We start from the raw sequence: 17,127 nt of genomic DNA, 5'->3' as shown, positions 1-17,127 counted from the left end.
ACCGGTCCGTAAGACCTGCTCACGGGGTTCCGGTGAGGCCCGCGCGCTGCGCGATCAGGGCCGCCTGCACCCGGTTGTCGAGGCCGAGGCGGGTGAGGATGCGGTTGACGCGGCTCTTCACGTTCGCCTCGCTGAGCCCGAGGTCCGAGGCGATCCGGGAGTTGGACAGACCGCGCGCGACCAGGACGAGGACCTGGAGTTCGCGCTCGGTGAGCAGTTCCGTCAGCTCTCGCTCGTCCGGTGACGGTGGGTCGGCGCGGAGCGAGGTGGGCAGCGCGGTCACCGCGTCCATGAGCCGGCGGGTGACGCTCGGCGCGAGCACGGGCTCCCCGCCGACCGCCGCGTGCAGGGCGCGGGCGAGGTCGTCGGGGTGGCTGTTCTTCAGCAGGAAGCCGTCGGCGCCCGCGCGGAGGGCCGCGTGCACGTACTCGTCCAGGTCGAACGTGGTGAGGACGACGACCCGCGGCGCGGGGCCCGGCCCGGGCCAGTCGCCGACGATGCGCCGGGTGGCCTCGACGCCGTTCGTGCCGGGCATGCGGACGTCCATCAGCACGACGTCGGGCCGGAGTTCGACCGCCCGGGCCACGGCCTGCTCCCCGTCCGCCGCCTCGCCGACGACCGACAGACCCGCACGACGGTCGATGACCAGCCGCAGCGCGGTCCGGACGATCTCCTGGTCGTCGACGACGAGTACGCGTACGGTCATCCGGCCACCTCCGTGGGTCGTGGCACCGTCCCGCACAGGACTGCGCGCAGCCCCCAGCCGCCGTCCGGGCGCGGCCCCGCCGCCAGTTCACCGTCGAAGGCCGCGACGCGTTCCCGCATGCCGATGAGCCCCCGGCCCGATCCGCCGACGGACCGGTGGCCCGGCGCGGCCGGGTCGTTGCGCACCTCGATGACCAGACCGCTGTCGTCGCCACGCACGCTGACCAGCACATCCACGGGCCCCGCGTGCCTGACCACGTTCGTCAGCGCCTCCTGGACGATCCGGTACGCCGAGACCCGCATCCCCGCCGACGGCGCCGTCCCCGCCCGGATCCGCGGCGCGTACGTCACCCGGCACCCCGCCGACCGGGCGGCGTCGATGAGGGTGTCGAGGTGGTCGAGGGACGGTTCGGGCGCGAGTTCCCGCTCCCGGAACGACAGCAGCCCCAACAGGCGCCGCATCTCGACGAGCGCGGTGTCGGCGGTCACGGCGATCAGCTCCACCCCCTGAGCCGCGAGGGGTGGATCGTCGTCCATGACGTCCTGCGCGGCACGTGCCTGTACGGCGATGGCGCTGACGTGATGGGCGACGACATCGTGCAGGTCACGGGCGATACGGGCGCGCTCGGCGACCGCCGCCTGCCGGGCGTTGAGCTCCTGCTCGGCCCGCAGCCGCCGGTTGAGGTCGCGCAGCCGGTCGGCGTCGGCGCCGATCCTGCGTCCGCCGTGTCCCAGGGTCCAGGCGAGGGCGAAGAAGAAGACGAACGTGGTGGCGCTGATCGGCTCGAGCGACCCCGGATGCGGTGTCTGCCAGTGCCCGCTGAGCGCGTCGGCGGTCAGGGCGGAGGCGAGGCACAGCAGAGTCCCCGGCACGCTCGCCGTGACCGGTGTGTACCGGGCTAGGGCGTACACCCCGAGCATCAGCAGGAACGGGCCGGGAATCTTTCCCGGGATCGGGCCGAGCACCTGGAAGGCGACGTAGAGGACGGTCATCGCGGCCAGCACGGTACGAGGACGGGTCCGCCGCCACAGCAGTGGGACGGTCTGGCTTCCCCACAGGGCCACGGCCCAGCCGCCCGGCGCGGGGCCACGACCGAGCACGGTGGCCATGTCGAACAGCGTCAGACCGCCGCCGAGCGTGACGTCCGTCAGTCGCGGCCGGGCGGCGAACCAGCGCTGTGCGGCCCGTGGCAGGGCCCTCGTCTTCATGACCATCTCAGTTCATCAGGCTAGGGCAGCGGGAGTCCGGCGGGATCCTCCGCCGGGCGCGCATCGAAGGTTGCGCGGTCCGGCAGGAGATCGCCGCCGGGACGGAGGCGCCACGGGGTGCCGCACTCCTAGCGTCGTTCCTCATGACGAACCTCTCCACAGAACAGCCCCGACCTTCTCCCGCTACGGCTGTGGTGACCAAGTCCCTTGGCAGGAAAGGGAGTTCACGTCCGGCCGTGAGGTGGACCCTCCTCCTCGGCACCGGGACGACGCTGTTCGCGGTGGGCGGCCGGTGGGACGTCCCGGCCGCCGCCTGGATCTCCCTGGTGCTCCTGTTGCGCTTCACGCGTCTCAGCCGTGCGTGGTCCGGTGCCCTGTGGATCTGGGCGGCGCACGCGGTGGCCGCCGTCTTCTGGGTCCAGGAGTCGGCGATCGGCTTCGGCCCGGTGGTGGTCGCGGGAGCCGTCGCGCTGGCAGCCTTGCAGACGCTGCCGTTCGTGGCCGACAGACTGCTGACCGGCCGGCTGCGCCCCGGCCCGGCGGCCCTCGCCTTCCCGGCCGCCGTCGCCGCGACCGAGTTCCTGATCACCGTGGTGTCCCCTTTCGGTACGGCCTACGGCTCGCTCGCGGTCACCCAGTACGGCGACCTTCCGCTCCTCCAGGTCGTCTCCGTCACCGGCCCGTGGGGGATCGGTTTCCTGATCGCCTACTTCGCCAGTACCGTCAACCGCCTCTGGGAACGGCCCAGTTGGCGGGGCGGCCTGGTCTACGTGGCCGTACTGCTGACCGTCGTACTCGCCGGCGGCGCCCGTCTCGCCCTCGCCCCCTCCACTGCCCCCACCGTCCGTGTCGCCGGGATCAGTCCCGCCCGGAGCATCACGGACGCCCAGCGGGCGGCCTTCGCCCGGGTCCCGGACATCGCCACCGCCCCCGCCGCGACGGTCGAACCCGCCATGACCGCCGTCGAGAACGACCTGCTGGCCGCCACCCGGCGGGAGGCCGCCGCCGGAGCGAAGATCGTGATCTGGCCCGAAGAGGCCGTCAAGGTCCAGGAGTCGCACGAGTCGGCCGCCGTCGCCGCAGCCCAGGAGCAGGCCCGCCGATCCGGCGTCTACCTGGAGATCGGCGTCCGCGTCTACAGCAGGAGCGGGCCCGCCCACGACAAGGACGAGGCGCTCCTCATCGACCCGCGCGGGAAGGTGCTGTGGACCTACCAGAAGGCCCACCCCATCCCGGGCTCCGAGAAGTTCACGCCGGGCGACGGCCGGGTGCCCGTCGCCGACACCCCGTACGGCCGGATCGCCAACGTCATCTGCTACGACGCCGACTTCCCCGCCCTGATGCGGACCCGCGCCGACATCATGCTCGTCCCCTCCCACGACTGGCGGGAGTACGGAGCCGCGCACACCGAGAAGGCGAGCCTGCGGGCGATCGAGGGCGGCTACTCACTGATCCGCCAGGACGCGGAGGGCGTGTCCGCCGCCTACGACGACGAGGGCCATGTCCTCGCCACCGGCGACTACTTCACGACCGAACGCCAGATCACGGTGGCGTACGTGCCCGTCCACGGCGTCACCACGGTCTACGACCGGATCGGCGACACCTTCGCCTGGCTCTGCCTTGCCTGCGTCCTCGCGCTCACGTTCACCGCCCTGGTCCGGCCGGAGCGAGGGACCGTCCCCGCCGGAGAAGAAGCTCAGCACGACCGTCGCGGTCGAGGCGACGGCGAGCCGCAGACCCCAGGCGGCGGCGGAACCGTCCACGAGCACGGACGAGACGGCGGGCGTGTCGAGCAGGACACCGCTCAGGGGGAGTGAACCCGCACTGCTCAACAAATAGACCCACAGCGGGGGTTCGTTGGAGACGACGAGGACCGAGGCGGCGAGGACCACGATCACACTGAGTACGACGGTGAGCGAAGCGATGTCCATGGCCACGAGCATTCCGGCCGCCGCACGGCGAATCGTCGGCGCGACGGAGGATCGGCGTCTCTACCAAAGGGTATAGACACGCCTCCCACTACAACCTTTCGTATCGGTGGACCGTCCAACTCCCGCCAGGCACTTACCACTTGCCGGTGTCTCTGTCGTACCAACATGGGGGATGTCATGAGATCTGTCTCCGTCCGGCGTCGCTTGCGTCGCGGAGCGTGCGCCGGAGCCGTGGGGGCGCTGGTCCTCACCGGTCTCGGCAGCGGGGCCGCCTTCGCCGCCGACGAGCCCGAGACCGACCAGCTGTGGATCCAGGCGCCGTACGACCAGTCGGTCACCGTCGCCCCGGCCGACGGCACGGCCCAGTACCGGACACTGACGCTCGGGCTGTACCACGACAACGACGACTTCACCGTGACGGACGGCCATCTGACCGTCGACGCCTCCGGGCTCGCCGGGGTCGCCGAGGTGGCCTGGCCCGACAACTGCACGCCGAACGGTGCCGGCACCGTCGCGGTCTGCGACACCGGGGACGTGCCCACCCGCTGGAGCGCACAGGTGCAGCTCAAGGTGCGGGCCGTCGCCGGCGCCGCCGTGGGGGCGCAGGGCACGATCGAGTACTCCGCCGAGGCCACCGGCGGACCCGACGGCACGCTCACCGCCTCGGAGGGCAACGAGACACCCGTCACCGTCCGCTCCGGCCCGGACCTCGGCGTAGCCGCCCAGCAGGACACGACCGGCATCGCGCCCGGCACCGACCTCACCGTGCCGTTCGCCGTCACCAACACCGGCAACGAGACCGCCCACGGCTTCACCGTGCAGCTGTACGCGACGTACGGCCTCGACGTCGTCACCCGCTACCCGCAGTGCACCTACACCGAGCCGGACGCCGCCGGCACCTACATGCCCATGACGCACGCGACCTGTGCCTTCGACACCGACATCGCGCCCGGCGCCACCGTCGAACTGCCCGCGCCGCTCCGGCTCACCGTCAACGACCACGCGCTCTTCGAGCGGTTCGACTACGACATCGAGCCCGTCGACAGCGTCACCGACCTCGACAGCTCGGACAACAGCCGCGCCTGGAACATCGACGCCGACAACACCGCCGACTTCGCCGCGCACGGCACCGAGGTGAGCGGCGCGGCCGGCGACACCGTCACCGCCGCCATCCGGTTCACCAACGACGGCCCTGCCTGGGTCGCCAACGCCGGCTCCGGCGACCCGGTCGCCACGGTCGACTTCTACGTCCCCGAGGGCACCACCGCCACAACCGTGCCCACGGACTGCCACGGCGCCTGGACGTCGGGCGACGACCCGGCCATCGCCCACTACGCCTGCTCCCTGCCCATCTGGGCCGGGCCCGGCGCGGACGTGAGCTTCCCGTTCCGCCTGCGCATCGACCAGGTCGTCCCCGACGCGACCGGCCGCGTCATCGTCCACCCGCATGCCGACCGGCCCGCGGCCTTCGACCCGGACACCGCGAACAACACGGCCGAGGTGATCGTCAACCCGACCGCCTGACGGTGACGACGAGGGGGCGTACCGAAAGGGCGCCCCCTCCTACGTCGACTCCCGCTTCACCAGCTCCGTCGGCAGGATCACCGCCGCCGTGTCCTCGCCCCCGATCTGCGCCAGCAGCACGCGCACCATCTCCGCGCTGATCCGGTCGAACGGCTGCCGCATCGTGGTGAGTTCGGGGCTGGAGGCGAGCGCGGCGGGGGAGTCGTCGAAGCCGCCGACCGCCACGTCCTCCGGCACCCTGCGCCCGGCCCGCTCCAGCGTGGTCAGCACGCCCCGCGCCATCAGGTCGGAGGCGACGAACACGGCGTCCAGGTCCGGGACCTGGGCCAGCAGCCGTTCGGCGCCCCGCTCGCCGCTGAGCCGGCTGTAGTCGCCGGAGACGACGAGCCGGTCGTCCACCTCGACGCCCGCCTCGGCGAGTACCTCCTTGTACCCGGCGAGGCGCTCGACACCGCCCGGCGTGTCCAGCGGCCCGGTGACCATACCGACGCGGCGGCGGCCGAGCGAGAGCAGATGTCTGGTCATGTCCCGGGCACCGTCCCGGTCGTCGGCGGCGACGTAACTGATCTTGGAACCGAGGCCGATCGGCTTGCCGCACGCGACCAGCGGCACGCCCGCCTCGCTCAGCTCCTCCGCCACCGGGTTCCCGGAGTGGCTGGAGACCAGCAGCACCCCGTCGACGTGCCCCGAGGTGATGTACCGCGTGATGCGCCGCCGCTCGTCCTCGGTACCGGCCAGCATCAGCAGCAGAGGGATGTCGTGCGTGGCCAGCGCCTGGGTGCAGCCGCGCAGCAGGACGTTGAAGTTCGGATCCTCGAAGAACTTCTCCTGCGGCTCCGTCAGCAGGAAACCGACCGAGTCCGAGCGCCCGGTGATCAGCGAGCGGGCGTGCCTGTTCACGACGTAACCCGTCCTGCGGATGGCCGCGTTGACGGCCTCCTGCGCGGCCGGGCTCACATAGTGCCCGCCGTTGAGGACCCGCGACACGGTGCCCCGCGAGACACCCGCCTCGCGTGCCACGTCATGGATCGTCGGCGGCCTGCGCCGACCCCCCGTAGTGCTCATGGTCACGACTCTACGGCTCCCGGGCCCGGAGCCTGAAGCACTGCTATGGGAGCGTTCACAGCATTCATGGCAGAGAAACATCAGGGACACTTGTCAGCGGTCACGGACGTGCGGTTATGTTGAGGCAGCACCGCACAGCGTGCTGTGTGCACGTTCCCAAATGATCGACTACGGGAGAGATCCATGCCGGAGACCACACCCAAGGGGCTCACCAGGCTCGCCTTCGGTGGGGACTACAACCCCGAGCAGTGGCCGGAGAGCGTCTGGCAGGAGGACGTCCGGCTGATGCGGGAGGCCGGCGTCACCATGGTGAGCGTCGGGATCTTCTCCTGGGCCCTGCTGGAACCCGAACCCGGTGCCTACGACTTCGGCTGGCTCGACCGTCTCCTCGACCTGCTGCACGCAGGCGGCATCCGCGCCGACCTCGGCACCCCCACGGTCGCCCCGCCCGCCTGGTTCTACCGCGCCCACCCCGAGGCACTCCCCGTCACCGCCGACGGCACCCGGTACGAGTTCGGCTCACGCGGCGCGATCTGCCACAGCAACGCCGACTACCGCGCCGCCGCCGCGAACATCACCACACAGCTCGCCGAGCGCTACGCCACCCATCCCGCCCTCGCGCTGTGGCACGTCTTCAACGAGTACGGCGTCCCCGTCTCCGCCTGCTACTGCGACTCCTGCGCCGCCCACTTCCGCCGCTGGCTGACGACGACGTACGGAAGCGTCGACGGCGTCAACGAGGCCTGGGGCACGGCCTTTTGGGGCCAGCGCTACGGAGACCTGAGCCAGATCAATCCACCCCGCCTCACCCCGACCGCCGTCAACCCGGCCCAGGCGCTGGACTACACACGCTTCGCGGACGCCACCATGCGCGAGAACTTCGTCGCGGAACGGGACATCCTGCACCGCCTCGCGCCCGGCATCCCGGTCACCACCAACTTCATGGCCGCCCTCAGCCAGTGCGAGTCCGTCGACTACTGGGCCTGGGGCCGCGAGGTCGACCTCGTCACCAACGACCACTACCTGATCACCGACGGCCGCCGCACCCACGTCAACCTCGCGATGGCCGCCGACCTCACCCGCTCTGTCGCGGGCGGCGCCCCCTGGCTGCTCCTCGAACACTCCACCTCGGGCGTCAACTGGCAGCCCCGCAACCCCGCCAAGGCCCCCGGCCAGATGGCCCGCAACGCCCTCTCCCACGTGGCGCGCGGCTCGGACGGCGCGATGTTCTTCCAGTGGCGCCAGTCCCGGCGCGGCGCCGAGAAGTTCCACTCCGCGATGCTCCCGCACGGCGGCACGGAGACCCGCGTCTGGCGCGAGGTCGTCGAACTCGGCGCGTCCGTCGCGGAGTTGAGCCCGATCCGCGGCACGCGCACGCAGGCCGACGTGGCCGTCGTATGGGACTGGCACTCGTGGTGGGCGCAGAAACTGGAGTGGCGCCCCAGCCAGGACCACGACGCCCGCGAGCGCGCGGACGCCTTCTACGAGGCCCTCTACGACCGTCACCTCACGGTCGACTTCGCCCACCCGGAAGCCGACTTGTCGGCCTATCCCCTTGTCGTCGTACCCGCCCTGTACCTGACGACGGAGGCGGCCGGCCGCAACCTCCAGCGGTACGTCGAGCAGGGCGGCACCCTCGTCGTCTCCTACTTCTCCGGCATCGTCGACGAGCACGACGCCGTCCACGAGGGCGCGTATCCCGGCCCGCTGCGGGACGTACTCGGCCTGACCGTCGAGGAGTTCTCGCCCTTGCTGGCCGGGCAGCGGGTGCGGGTCACCGGGCCCGACGGCTCCGAACTCACCGGCGACGTATGGACCGAGTTCGTGGTCCCGCACGGCGCCGAGACCGTGTGGACGTACGCCGAGGGCCTCGCCGCCGACCACCCGGCCGTCACCCGGCACCGCCTCGGCGAGGGCACCGCCTGGTACGTGTCCACGCGTCTCGACGCGCACGGCCTCGACGCCCTGCTCGGCTGGGCCGCCGAGGACGCCCGGATCGCGCCGCGCGCCGAGCTGCCGTACGACGTCGAAGTCGTGCGCAGGGAAGGGGAGTCGGGCAGTTTCCTCTTCGCGATCAACCACAGCGCCTCGGACGTGAAGGTGCCGCTGGGCGCCGATGGCACCGAGCTGCTGACCGGCGAGCGGGCCGCGGGCGGTCTCACGGTTCCCGCCGGTGCCGTGCGGGTCCTACGACTCGACGGCTGAGCCGGCTCCCCTCCGCCCGCGAGAGCCGTGAGCCGCGGGCGGAGGGGGACGTCCGACGAACGGTGCGCGTGCGTTCCTGTCGGACGCGACCGTGTGAGTCCGCCAACTCCCTTTCCGGAGGCGGGAGTTCGTGCCCTGGCGGGTTACCGCGTTCCGTCCGTTGTGCTGCGCCTCAGTGCAGCCGGCACCGAGCTGCTTACCGGTGAACGTGCCGTCGGTGCGCGGTTCGACGGCGCCCGGCGCGCGTGCGTTCTTGTGCGGCTGCGACGGTGTGGTTCGGCCAACTCCGGTTGCGGAAACCGGAGTTCGGTACCGACGGTCTCCGCGCGTCCCGCCCGTTGTCCCATGCCCCAGCGGCGACCGCCGTGACGAACAGGAACGGTCGGTCCCGGACAAGGGGCACCGAGTCCGGGACGGGGTGGACCGTGCTGCGGGAGAGTGGGAGGGCGCGGCAAGCGGCGCGCAGGACGGAGGGGCACGCGATGCTGAGGACTCCGGCAAGTCAGCGGCGACTGGACATTCTGGAGTGGCTGAGAGATCCGGCCGCCCACTTCCCGGCACATCGGTATCTCGACGAGGCCGGGGTCAGCTCGGAGGCGGTGGCGGCCAAGCTGGGCGTGCCCCGCCAGGTGGCCGAGAACCACCTCGAACTCCTCGCGTCCCTGGGCCTGTTGCGTACCCGGCGGATCCGGCTGCGCACCTACTACAAGCGCGACGAGGTCCGTATCGCCGAGGTGGCCCGGATGTTCGAGAAGGGCTGGTAGCGGGACCGCAGGGCCGGAGGGTCACACCGTGTCCTGCCCTGTGTCCGCCTCCTCCGGTGTCTCCGGTTCGGTGCGGAACGACGCGTCCGGGTCCCCGAACCGCTCGCACAGCAGCCTGCCCACCAGCGCGCCGCCGTAGAGCACGAAGCCCACGCCGACCAGCCAGGACTCCACCACCAGCACCGTGCCGACCGGGCCGTAGCTGACCGCGTTGGTGACCAGGAGCGGGGTGAACACCAGGTACGAGAACCAGCGCAGGCCGACCAGGCCCGCCATCGTGGCGAGCGCGCCCGGCAGCAGATACCGCCAGTGGACCTGGCGGTTGAGCAGGAAGTGCGGGCCCCACCAGAAGAACAGCAGGCCGGCCGCCATGCTGAGCAGGACGCGGGGCGTGCTCGCGAGGACGGTGCGGGTCTGCACCTGCGCGTACAGATAGCCCATCAGCATGACCAGCCAGATGAGTTGGCGCCAGATACGGTGCCAGGGCGCGCCGGCCGGGCGCCACACATGCTCGTAGCCGCTCTGCACACTCGACGCGAAGGACAGTCCGAACAGCGCGAGCAGCGCCACGCTCCAGGCGCTGGTGGTGCCGATGACCTTGCGGGGCGGGGTGAAGACGTCGGTGAGCGCGCGGGCCGAGCGACCGGACAGGTCCATGCCGTCGACCAGCCACAGCGCGAACCCGCCGTGCCCGATCGGATCGGCGGCGGCCACCACGATCAGCAGCGGCGCCAGCGTGACCAGTGCGAGGGTCGCGAACCCCATGGCCCGGTGCAGCAGCTCCAACTCCCGTCCGCGCCGGTTGAGTTCGGCCAGACCGAGGCGCTGCCACGCGGTGCGGAGGCGGTTCACCGGGGTGTTCCCGCGTGGCGGGCGGCCGGCCACGTCATGCGAGGCCCCCTTCTCACTTCTCGCCTGTCGGCAGCGCGATCCGGGTCACCGGGAATACGCTCGGCAGACGTGCCCGGGTGCCGCGACGACCGGGAGGAACAGCAAGCGTACGCGCGCCGGACCCAACCGTGGAGGTGTTCGTGGACCGACCCAGCGCACTGCTCGCCCGCCGCTATGTCGCGATCGGGGGCGTGGGTCCCGAGGACGTGGTCGCCGACACCCGCGGCCGGGTGCTGACGGGTGTCGAGGACGGCCGCATCCTCCGTCTCGACGGACTGCTCGACCCCGAGGCTGTGCGGGTGGAGACGCTCGCCGACACCGGCGGACGGCCGCTCGGCCTCGAACTCCTCCCGGACGACGCCCTGTTGGTGGCCGACTCGGAACGCGGGCTGCTGCGCGTCGACCTGGCGGACGGGACCGTACGCGTCCTCGCCGACTCGGTGGCGGGGGAGCCGCTGGTGGGGTGCAGCAACGTGGTCGCGCTGTCGGACGGCAGCGCGTACTTCACCGTCTTCAGCCTCCGTTACCCGATCGACCGGTGGATCGGCGACATCGTCGAACACACCGGCACGGGACGGCTGTTGCGGCTTGCGCCCGGCGCCGACAGCCCCGAAGTCCTCCTGGACGGACTCCAGTTCGCCAACGGACTCGCCGCGAGCGCCGACGAGTCCTTCCTGGTCGTCGCGGAGACCGGCGCCCGCCGGCTGACCCGCTACTGGCTTACCGGCCCGGAGGAGGGCCACAGCGAGTCCTTCGCCGAGGACCTCCCCGGGATGCCCGACAACCTCTGGCGCGCCGGCCCGGAGGGGCCGATCTGGGTGGCGCTGGCCGGCCCGCGCGTCCCGCCGCTCGAACTCCTCCACCAGGCCCGACCCGCCGTACGGCAGGCCGCGGCCCGGGTCGCCGTGCGCGTGCCCTTCCGCCCCACCGGCATGATCGGGGCCATGGCGTTCGACGACGGCGGAGCCGTCGTCCACCATCTCGTCGCGCACGGCTCGCCCTACCGGATGGCCACCAGCGTCTGCGAGGCGGCCGGGCACCTGGTGCTGGGCAGCGTGCGGGAGCGCGGGATCGCGCTGTGCGAGCCGCCCGCCCCGAAGTGACCCCGGCACGTCACCGGCGTTACCCTGATGCCCGGCCGCGAGCACTCCTCGCGGCGCGGCGGTGGGGCCCGCCGTACCCGAACCGCGGCAGAGGTGCCGCCAACGGTCCCTACTTGTAGAGGCGTGTGCCCCCAGGGCCCCCGACGAGTAGGAGACGTACGGCCATGACAGCTCCCGAGGCCGAGAGCGTGCGCGCCCGGCCACAGGCCCCGCGCCCCTCCGTCTGGCGCGGTCAGGGACCCGTGGTCGCGGTGGTCGCGCTCGGCGGCGCGATCGGGGCCACAGGACGGTACGCGGCCTCCCTGTGGTGGCCCGCGCAGAGCGGCGGGTTTCCCTGGACGACGTTCTGGATCAATGTGGTCGGCTGCGCCGTCATCGGCGTGTTCATGGTGGTCATCACCGATGTGTGGGCCGCCCACAGGCTGGTCCGGCCCTTCTTCGGCACCGGAGTGCTCGGCGGCTTCACCACGTTCTCGACGTACGCCGTCGACATCCAGAAACTGGTCGACGCGGGCCATCCCCGCACCGCGCTGGCCTATCTCGCCGCGACCCTGATCGCGGCTCTCGCGGCGGTGTGGCTCGCGGTGACGGCGGCCCGGCGCGTCCTGAAGTGGAGGCAGCGATGACCAGGCTGACCGGCAACGCCCTGCGCGTGACCGTCTTCATCGGCGAGAACGACACCTGGCACCACAAGCCCCTCTACACGGAGATCGTCCACCGCGCGCACACCGCCGGACTGGCCGGCGCCAGCGTCTTCCGGGGCATCGAGGGCTTCGGCGCCTCCTCCTTGATCCACACCACCCGGCTGCTGTCACTCAGCGAGGACCTGCCGGTGGCGATCGTGATCGTGGACACCGAGGAGCGCGTACGGGCCTTTCTGCCGCAGCTCGACGAACTCGTCACCGAGGGACTGGTGATCCTCGACGACTGCGAGGTCATCCGGTACGTGGGCCGCGCGGACGAGCCCGACGAAACAGGCGTGAAGGGTAAGAGGTCGTTGTGAACTGGCTGTTGGTCGTCGCGGGAGCCGTCGTCGGCGCCCCGCTCCGCTATCTCACCGACCGCGCGGTGCAGACAAGACACGACTCCGTCTTCCCCTGGGGCACCTTCGCGGTGAACGTCACCGGCTGTCTGATCCTGGGCACCCTGACCGGAGCGGTGTCCGCCGGCGCGGCCGGTTCGCATCTCCAACTCCTCGTCGGTACAGGCCTTTGCGGGGCCCTGACGACGTACTCGACCTTCTCGTACGAGACACTGCGACTGACCGAGACAGGGGCGGGGCTCTACGCCGCCGCCAACGTCGTCGGCAGCGTGATGGCGGGCCTCGGTGCGGCATTTGTCGGGGTGTCGATCGCGCAAGCCCTGTGGGCGTAAGAAATCGGGCGGATCCCGCGCCCGTGCAGGACCGCCTCCAGCGCTATTGTCTACAGCACTGTCGACCAATCCCGAAGAACTGGATCTCATGAGCGTCATCAGCGTCGGTCAGGCCGCCGTCCTCGGAGTCGTCGAGGGGGTGACCGAGTTCCTGCCCGTTTCCTCCACCGGCCACTTGAAGATCGTCGAGGGGCTGATGAACATCCCCGTGGACGACGATTCCGTCGTCGGGTTCTCGGCCGTCATCCAGGTCGGCGCCATCGCCGCCGTGCTCCTGTACTTCTTCAAGGACATCGTGCGGATCGTCAGCGCCTGGGGGCGAGGTCTGTTCAACAAGGAGGAGCGCTACCACCACGACTACAAGTTCGCGTGGTGGGTCATCTACTCGACCATCCCGATCGTGATCGTGGGCCTCGCCGCGAAGCCGCTCATCGACGGGCCGCTCGGCTCGCTGTGGGTGGTCGCCGCCTCGCTGATCGTCGGCAGCGGTGTCATGTGGGCCGCCGACCAGATGGGCCGGCACAAGCGCGGTGAGGACGACACCACCTTCAAGGATGCGATGCTGGTGGGCAGTTCACAGATCCTCGCGCTGCTCTTCCCTGGCTTCTCGCGCTCCGGCGCCACCATGTCCACCGGTCTCATCCTCGACCTGGACCGCCTGGCCGCCACCCGGCTCTCCTTCTTCCTCGGCATCCCGGCCCTGACCGGCGCCGGCATCTACGAACTGAAGGACGCCCTGGGGTCGGGCGTCGGCGCCGCCCCGCTCGCCGTCGGCACGATCGTGTCCTTCGTGGTGGCCTACGCCTCCATCGCCTGGCTGCTGAAGTTCGTCGCGAAGCACTCCTTCAACGCCTTCGTGATCTACCGGATCATCATCGGCGTCCTGCTGTTCGGGCTGCTCGGCGCGGGTGTGCTCAACAGCTGACACCGCACGGACGATCATGACGGAGGGCGTGAAGCCGGATTTTCAGGCTGCACGCCCTCTGTATTTTTCTTTTCCGACCGCTTGACAGCACTGTCCCGTCACCCGCAGGATCACGTCCGTGAACCTGTCAGACAGCCAGACAGGTGGAGTCGGACCGCGGCGCGTCAGCGCCATGGAAGCGGTGCTCGTCCACCTCCGCGGCGCCATCGAGCGCGGCGACTACGCCATCGGCGACAAGCTGCCCTCCGAGGCCGAGCTGTGCCGCACCCTGGAGATCAGCCGACCCGTGCTCCGCGAGGCCCTGCGGGCCCTGCAGACCATGGGACTGACCGTCTCCAAGACCGGCAAGGGCACCTTCGTGGTCGCCAACGCCGTGGAGGACCCCACCTTCGGCGACTACGCGGCCAGCGACCTGCTGGAAGTGCGCCGCCATGTCGAGATCCCGGTCGCCGGGTACGCGGCACTGCGCCGCACCCCGGAGAACCTGGACCACCTGGCCCACCTCCTGGACCGCATGGAACGGGAGACGGACACCACCGCGTGGGTCGCGATGGACACCCTCTTCCACCTCGCGGTGGCGGAGGCCGCCCAGAACCCGGTGTTCCGCCGGGTGATCGAGGAGATCCGTGACGCGCTGGCCCGCCAGTCCGCGTTCCTCAACGAGCTCGGCGGCCGGCGCGAGCAGTCCAACCGCGAGCACCGCGCCATCGTCGAGGCGCTGATCGACGGCAGCGAGCCGGACGCCGTCGAGGCCATGTCCCACCACCTCGACCGGGTCGAGACGACCCTCACCGACATTGTGCGCCCCGCGCGCACGGACACCCCCACGGAAGGCGGACCCGAGGCGTGAGCGAGCAGTCCCTGCACGACAGCGAGCAGCCCCTGCGCGACGGAGAGCGGCCCGTCCGCGACGGCGTGCAGAAACGATCCGGCCATGTCGACGCCGGAGACGCCGGCTACAGCAAGTCCCTGAAGTCCCGGCACGTCAACATGATCGCCATCGGCGGCGCGATCGGCACCGGCCTCTTCCTCGGCGCCGGCGGCCGCCTCGCCGACGCCGGCCCCTCCCTCTTCATCGCGTACGCGGTCTGCGGACTCTTCGCCTTCCTCGTCGTCCGCGCCCTCGGCGAACTCGTCCTCTACCGGCCCTCGTCCGGCGCCTTCGTGTCGTACGCCCGGGAGTTCCTCGGCGAGAAGGGCGCCTACGTAGCGGGCTGGATGTACTTCCTGAACTGGGCCACCACCGGCATCGCCGACATCACCGCCGTGGCCGTGTACACCCACTACTGGGGCATGTTCTCCGACATCCCTCAATGGTTGATCGCATTGATCGCCCTAGCGGTCGTGTTGACGGTCAACTTGATCTCTGTACGGCTCTTCGGCGAGCTCGAGTTCTGGTTCGCGATCATCAAGGTCAGCGCGCTCGTCGTCTTCATGCTGATCGGCATCTTCCTGCTGGCCACCCAGCACCAGGTCGACGGCACCACCCCCGGCCCGTCCCTGATCACCGACAACGGCGGCATCTTCCCCAACGGCCTGCTGCCCATGCTCCTGATCATCCAGGGCGTCGTCTTCGCCTACGCCTCCGTCGAGCTGGTCGGCGTCGCCGCGGGCGAGACCGAGAACCCCGAGAAGATCATGCCGAAGGCGATCAACTCGATCATGTGGCGCGTCGGCCTCTTCTACGTCGGCTCGGTGCTCCTGCTCTCGATGCTGCTGCCCTGGAACAAGTACAGCGCCGGCCAGAGCCCCTTCGTGACCGTGCTCTCCAACATCGGCATCCCGGCGGCCGGCGGCGTCATGAACCTCGTCGTCCTCACCGCGGCCATGTCCTCGCTCAACTCCGGCCTGTACTCCACCGGCCGCATCCTCCGCTCCATGGCCATGTCCGGCTCGGCCCCGAAGTTCACCTCGGTGATGAGCCGCAGCCAGGTCCCCTACGGCGGCATCCTGCTCACCAGCGGCATCTGCGTCCTCGGCGTCGGCCTCAACTACGTGGTCCCGGCGGACGCGTTCGAGATCGTCCTCAACTTCGCCGCGATCGGCATCCTCGCCACCTGGGGCATGATCATGCTCTGTCACCTCCTCTTCTGGCGGAAGACGGAGAAGGGCGAACTGACGCGGCCCGGCTACCGGTTGCCGGGTTCCCCCTGGACCGAACTCGTGACGCTGGCTTTCCTCGCCTCCGTCCTGGTCCTCATGTACGCCGACGGCGGCGCCGGACGCACCACCGTCCTGTGCCTCCCGCTGATCGCCGCCGCGCTGGTCGCCGGATGGTTCGCCGTCCGCCGCCGCGTCGCGCACACGTCCACCACCGCACCCGACGCGTGAGACCCACGCCGTCCTGACCTGACAGGCAGTGATGTACAGCAGTCCCCTCGCGGACCCACCCCTCATCCGTGAACCCCTCCACGCACCCGTCGCCCACCTCATACGCGGCGGAATGATCGAGGGCATCCACTACGGCTCCGTCGTCGTCCTCGACACCGACGGCCAGGTCCAGCTCCAGATCGGCGACATCGAGGCCGCGTTCTACCCGCGCTCGGCGATCAAGCCCGTCCAGGCCGTCGCCATGGTGCGGGCGGGACTCCCGCTCGACGGCGAGCTGCTCTCGCTCGCCGCCGCCAGCCACTCCGGCGAGGAACGCCACCTCGCCGGGACCCGGCGCATCCTCGAACTCGCCGGGCTGACCGAGGACGACCTGCGCAACGTCCCCGATCTGCCCTACGGCCCCGACGTCCGCGACGCCTGGGTGCGCGAGGGACGGTCGCCGTCCCGGCTCGCCCAGAACTGTTCCGGGAAGCACGCGGCCATGCTGTACGTGTCGAAGCTCAACGGCTGGTCCCTCGACGACTATCTCGACCCCGCGCATCCGCTTCAGCAGGCGATCGCGGAGATCGTCGAGGATCTCACCGGGCAGCGGATCGCCCGGGTGAGTGTGGACGGGTGCGGGGCTCCGCTGTTCTCCATCTCGTTGCACGGGCTTGCTCGGGCCGTTTCGCGGATTACTACCGCCGCGCCCGGTACGCCCGAGGCTCGGGTCGCGGATGCGATGCGGGAGTTTCCGGAGCTGGCGTCCGGGGCCGGGCGGGATGTGGCCGCGTTGATGCGGGCGGTTCCCGGGCTGTTGGCCAAGGACGGGTTCGAGGGTGTTGAGGTGGCCGCGTTGCCCGATGGGCGGGCCGTTGCCGTGAAGATCGCGGATGGGGCCGATCGGGCGCGGGTGCCGGTGGCTGCCGCCGGGCTTGCACGGGCCGGGGTTACGGGCTCCCTGCTTGCCGAGTTCGCGGGGGAGTCGTTGCTTGGGGGTGGGGAGCCGGTGGGATGTGTTCGGCCGGTGCGGGCTTTGGACCCGGTGTCGCCGTTGTCTGCGTGTGCCTAGAGCGGTTGTCGGGGAGCTGCGGGTCCGTTGTGGCTGGTCGCGCCCACGC

Annotated in this window: 16 protein-coding genes; 12 read left to right on the top strand and 4 right to left on the bottom strand. The window is 70.8% G+C overall.

Annotated features, from left to right (window positions below; all coding sequences use genetic code 11):
• Positions 1-19: 19 nt before the first annotated feature.
• A complete protein-coding gene (locus ACQHII_RS04800) occupies positions 20-706 on the bottom strand; it encodes a response regulator (RefSeq protein WP_427918023.1) in 687 nt (228 codons plus the stop codon).
• A complete protein-coding gene (locus tag ACQHII_RS04795; RefSeq protein WP_427918022.1) occupies positions 703-1,914 on the bottom strand; it encodes a sensor histidine kinase in 1,212 nt (403 codons plus the stop codon). Before ACQHII_RS04795 ends, ACQHII_RS04800 begins: the two co-directional genes overlap by 4 nt.
• Before the next feature lie 236 nt (positions 1,915-2,150).
• On the opposite strand from ACQHII_RS04795, the gene ACQHII_RS04790 reads away from it, so the two are divergent.
• Positions 2,151-3,731 (top strand): nitrilase-related carbon-nitrogen hydrolase, encoded by a 1,581-nt coding sequence (locus tag ACQHII_RS04790; protein WP_427918021.1) that lies wholly within the window; start codon positions 2,151-2,153, stop codon positions 3,729-3,731.
• Between the two features lie 345 nt (positions 3,732-4,076).
• Positions 4,077-5,369 (top strand): hypothetical protein, encoded by a 1,293-nt coding sequence (locus ACQHII_RS04785; protein WP_427918020.1) that lies wholly within the window; start codon positions 4,077-4,079, stop codon positions 5,367-5,369.
• 39 nt (positions 5,370-5,408) lie between these two features.
• Here the strand turns inward: ACQHII_RS04785 and ACQHII_RS04780 are convergent, their stop codons facing one another.
• Positions 5,409-6,440 carry a LacI family DNA-binding transcriptional regulator gene (locus tag ACQHII_RS04780; RefSeq protein WP_427918019.1) on the bottom strand — a complete coding sequence of 344 codons (1,032 nt, stop codon included), beginning with the start codon at positions 6,438-6,440 and terminating at the stop codon, positions 5,409-5,411.
• A 177-nt stretch (positions 6,441-6,617) separates the two neighbouring features.
• Here ACQHII_RS04780 and ACQHII_RS04775 point away from each other — a divergent pair, with 177 nt between their 5' ends.
• Both ACQHII_RS04775 and ACQHII_RS04770 read left to right on the top strand, forming a co-directional pair.
• On the top strand, positions 6,618-8,639 hold the full coding sequence (locus ACQHII_RS04775; RefSeq protein WP_427918018.1) for a beta-galactosidase: 2,022 nt from the start codon (positions 6,618-6,620) through the stop codon (positions 8,637-8,639).
• A 482-nt stretch (positions 8,640-9,121) separates the two neighbouring features.
• Entirely contained in the window at positions 9,122-9,403 is a 282-nt protein-coding gene (locus ACQHII_RS04770; protein ID WP_427918017.1) for an ArsR family transcriptional regulator, read from the top strand.
• 21 nt (positions 9,404-9,424) lie between these two features.
• Here ACQHII_RS04770 and ACQHII_RS04765 read toward each other — a convergent pair whose 3' ends face one another.
• Positions 9,425-10,255: a ribonuclease BN gene (locus ACQHII_RS04765; protein WP_427918016.1), complete on the bottom strand. Its 831-nt coding sequence runs from the start codon at positions 10,253-10,255 to the stop codon at positions 9,425-9,427.
• Between the two features lie 179 nt (positions 10,256-10,434).
• On the opposite strand from ACQHII_RS04765, the gene ACQHII_RS04760 reads away from it, so the two are divergent.
• The 8 genes from ACQHII_RS04760 (at position 10,435) to ACQHII_RS04725 (ending at position 17,078) form a co-directional block, all read left to right on the top strand.
• Positions 10,435-11,397 (top strand): SMP-30/gluconolactonase/LRE family protein, encoded by a 963-nt coding sequence (locus ACQHII_RS04760; protein WP_427918015.1) that lies wholly within the window; start codon positions 10,435-10,437, stop codon positions 11,395-11,397.
• A gap of 164 nt (positions 11,398-11,561) precedes the next feature.
• Positions 11,562-12,023, top strand: a complete 462-nt coding sequence (gene crcB / locus ACQHII_RS04755) for a fluoride efflux transporter CrcB (protein WP_200708779.1) — start codon at positions 11,562-11,564, stop codon at positions 12,021-12,023.
• The gene (locus ACQHII_RS04750) at positions 12,020-12,400 is read left to right on the top strand and encodes a DUF190 domain-containing protein (RefSeq protein WP_427918014.1); all 381 of its coding nucleotides are present in this window, start codon (positions 12,020-12,022) and stop codon (positions 12,398-12,400) included. The genes crcB (ACQHII_RS04755) and ACQHII_RS04750 overlap by 4 nt, the downstream gene beginning before the upstream one ends.
• A complete protein-coding gene (crcB, locus tag ACQHII_RS04745; RefSeq protein ID WP_200708777.1) occupies positions 12,397-12,771 on the top strand; it encodes a fluoride efflux transporter CrcB in 375 nt (124 codons plus the stop codon). Before ACQHII_RS04750 ends, crcB (ACQHII_RS04745) begins: the two co-directional genes overlap by 4 nt.
• Positions 12,772-12,859: 88 nt before the next feature.
• Positions 12,860-13,696, top strand: a complete 837-nt coding sequence (locus tag ACQHII_RS04740) for an undecaprenyl-diphosphate phosphatase (RefSeq protein ID WP_427918013.1) — start codon at positions 12,860-12,862, stop codon at positions 13,694-13,696.
• A 172-nt stretch (positions 13,697-13,868) separates the two neighbouring features.
• Complete coding sequence (locus tag ACQHII_RS04735; RefSeq protein WP_019068931.1) at positions 13,869-14,546, top strand: FadR/GntR family transcriptional regulator; 678 nt, start codon at positions 13,869-13,871, stop codon at positions 14,544-14,546.
• Positions 14,543-16,027 (top strand): amino acid permease, encoded by a 1,485-nt coding sequence (locus ACQHII_RS04730; protein ID WP_427918012.1) that lies wholly within the window; start codon positions 14,543-14,545, stop codon positions 16,025-16,027. Before ACQHII_RS04735 ends, ACQHII_RS04730 begins: the two co-directional genes overlap by 4 nt.
• Positions 16,028-16,058: 31 nt before the next feature.
• Complete coding sequence (locus ACQHII_RS04725; RefSeq protein ID WP_427918011.1) at positions 16,059-17,078, top strand: asparaginase; 1,020 nt, start codon at positions 16,059-16,061, stop codon at positions 17,076-17,078.
• The last annotated feature ends 49 nt before the right edge of the window (positions 17,079-17,127 follow it).

The sequence above is a fragment of the Streptomyces sp. cg40 genome, from assembly GCF_050320165.1.
Taxonomy (GTDB): Bacteria; Actinomycetota; Actinomycetes; order Streptomycetales; family Streptomycetaceae; genus Streptomyces; species Streptomyces hokutonensis.
The sequence above is the reverse complement of the archived record's forward strand: the minus strand, read 5'-3'. Positions and strand labels throughout refer to the sequence as shown.

Coding starts and splice junctions, on each gene's coding strand:
- ACQHII_RS04800 (WP_427918023.1), bottom strand. CDS start 706: ATGACCGTACGCGTACTCGTCGTCGACGACCAGGAGATCGTCCGGACC.
- ACQHII_RS04795 (WP_427918022.1), bottom strand. CDS start 1,914: ATGAAGACGAGGGCCCTGCCACGGGCCGCACAGCGCTGGTTCGCCGCC.
- ACQHII_RS04775 (WP_427918018.1), top strand. CDS start 6,618: ATGCCGGAGACCACACCCAAGGGGCTCACCAGGCTCGCCTTCGGTGGG.
- ACQHII_RS04770 (WP_427918017.1), top strand. CDS start 9,122: ATGCTGAGGACTCCGGCAAGTCAGCGGCGACTGGACATTCTGGAGTGG.
- crcB (WP_200708779.1), top strand. CDS start 11,562: ATGACAGCTCCCGAGGCCGAGAGCGTGCGCGCCCGGCCACAGGCCCCG.
- ACQHII_RS04750 (WP_427918014.1), top strand. CDS start 12,020: ATGACCAGGCTGACCGGCAACGCCCTGCGCGTGACCGTCTTCATCGGC.
- ACQHII_RS04740 (WP_427918013.1), top strand. CDS start 12,860: ATGAGCGTCATCAGCGTCGGTCAGGCCGCCGTCCTCGGAGTCGTCGAG.
- ACQHII_RS04735 (WP_019068931.1), top strand. CDS start 13,869: ATGGAAGCGGTGCTCGTCCACCTCCGCGGCGCCATCGAGCGCGGCGAC.
- ACQHII_RS04725 (WP_427918011.1), top strand. CDS start 16,059: ATGTACAGCAGTCCCCTCGCGGACCCACCCCTCATCCGTGAACCCCTC.